Annotated in this window: 3 protein-coding genes; all 3 read right to left on the bottom strand. The window is 41.7% G+C overall.

Annotated elements, in window-relative coordinates; translation table 11 throughout:
- Window positions 1-56: 56 nt before the first annotated feature.
- Window positions 57-590, bottom strand: a complete 534-nt coding sequence (locus KCG35_RS25150) for a hypothetical protein (RefSeq protein WP_215822597.1) — start codon at window positions 588-590, stop codon at window positions 57-59.
- A gap of 8 nt (window positions 591-598) precedes the next feature.
- Complete coding sequence (locus KCG35_RS25145; RefSeq protein ID WP_215822596.1) at window positions 599-1174, bottom strand: SF0329 family protein; 576 nt, start codon at window positions 1172-1174, stop codon at window positions 599-601.
- A gap of 24 nt (window positions 1175-1198) precedes the next feature.
- On the bottom strand, window positions 1199-1635 hold a 437-nt coding region (locus tag KCG35_RS25140), incomplete at its 5' end, for a hypothetical protein (RefSeq protein WP_215822595.1).

Raw genomic sequence — 1635 nt, 5'->3', positions numbered from 1 at the left:
GCCCGAGTAATAGGCGCGAGCTTGCGAGCGTCCTAATTGACGCGTTTGTTAAATGGCTATACTTCCAGCGTTGGTAAATTAACATTTTTTATAAGGCCGCGAAGAAGAACAAGGTCTTTTTTCTTTAGTTTCCCAAGAATCTCTCTTTTTCTATAAAGCTCTCCGTTGCCTAAGTGAGCAACCAAGTTTTTAGGGTAATTATGAGCATGAGGACTCGAAGGAAAAGGATCGGCATCATTTTTATGAATCATCCATATCTCGCCACCAGCTCGTATGGTCTGCTCTGTAAGCAATACTGGAATGTCGCTTGGAACGATAGACTCTTCCAATGTCACTTCACAGATAAATTCCGGATGGTATTTAGAAAAGTCAAAAGAGGACAACAGGCAGATTATTTTTTCTGCCGGAAGCTCCATATAAAGAAGACCTGTAGAGGAATTCAGATCTAATACTTCTACCAGTGCATTTTGAATGTCATCGCTAGTTACCGATAGTGAATCAGTGCTCAACTTCTGAATTGCCTCTTCAGAGTCTTTGATGTATTGATTAATCCAATCACTTGGGTCTTGCACAATTCTATCCTTTGCCATTTAACGCTTCAATAACCGGCGCGCGCTTTTTGCGTGTCCGGCGCCGTAGGCGCGAAGTTGATTGACTTGTTAAATGGCATACCCTCGCACTCGCAGCGTATTTTGTAGAAAGCCAAAACCTTTTGGCTTTCTTTAGATAGATCAAGGGCGCGAAGTCTTCGCTTGCCTAGACGAGCATCAAGCATTGCGAGGCACCGCATAAGCAAATTTTCTGATTCTATAGACTCCTCGATAGAATTATTACAGTACTCATCCAGTGAGCTATAGTATGTGTACTGGTTGAACTTGCCTTCTGATGCAAGTTCCTCATGTGCAATTTTTTGCGCCTCGTATGGAGTAATATCTTCCCGCTCCACAATTTCCTCAATCCGCTCGTATTCGATGGAATAAAACGAAAGAGTACACATGCTCCATATTTCAGTTTTATCGAAGGTAATATATCCACGGCCTTCTTCGTCATGAGTGCCCCGATAATGAGTAGAGCGTAATTCGACTCTTCCTTTTACAGACTCAGAGAAGAATTCTTCTACTTTTTTCTTTCGTTTACTCCATTGCATAATTTTGCCATTTAACGTCGCATTCACCGGCCTGTCCGGTGCAATGCCTTGTTATGTATTTTTCGCATATTCATAAGCAACTTTTGACCATTTCTCTATACTTTGGCTGTTCCAATCTAATTGCCACCAATCGTTACCATCATATTTTCCAAAATACTCGCCCACTCGTTTATCCTTTAACCAAGTATTAGGCGGCAATAACAAACCGATTTTTTGCATACCCAAACCAAATGCAAATACAGCCCCATTAACATACCAGCAGCACCAAGCGAAGTTTTTGCCATCAGGACAATAACTTTTTACTCCGTCCAGACTAGAAAGCACCTTTTCAAGCGGCTCTATAATATCTCCATGACAGCTTCCACCATCGAGTCGCTCTAAAATTTCCTTATTTCCTACATTATCTATTTCTTTGGGTAATCTCTTCATTTTCATGTGTAAACATAACGTCTCAATCAGCCGACGCGTTAGCGGTCGGCTGTATTGAC

It is taken from the genome of Zooshikella harenae (assembly GCF_018837975.1).
Taxonomy (GTDB): domain Bacteria; phylum Pseudomonadota; class Gammaproteobacteria; order Pseudomonadales; family Zooshikellaceae; genus Zooshikella; species Zooshikella harenae.
This window is presented reverse-complemented; position numbering and strand designations above follow the sequence as displayed.